The organism is Pseudomonas sp. UBA4194 (genome assembly GCF_002379585.1).
Classification (GTDB): domain Bacteria; phylum Pseudomonadota; class Gammaproteobacteria; order Pseudomonadales; family Pseudomonadaceae; genus Aquipseudomonas.
In genome coordinates, this window is the sequence record NZ_DFUE01000056.1 from 1 (window position 1) to 220 (window position 220).

The window sequence follows — 220 nt, forward strand, 5'->3', positions numbered from 1 at the left end:
CAGGGAAGGAGAGCAAGCCGTGATTGAGGATGGACTTTAGTTCTTGTGGATTCATTGTTTGAACACCCTGGGTCGCATTGGAAAAAAGGTCGTACCGAGCAGCCTGATTGGCTGATGTCGTACGTCATCGTACAACTAGTGTTGAGGATGCTCAAGGGGGGGAGCGAATTATTTTGTGGGGGGGGGGGGTAGGGTTGGGATGGGGGTGAATGGTCCCCTC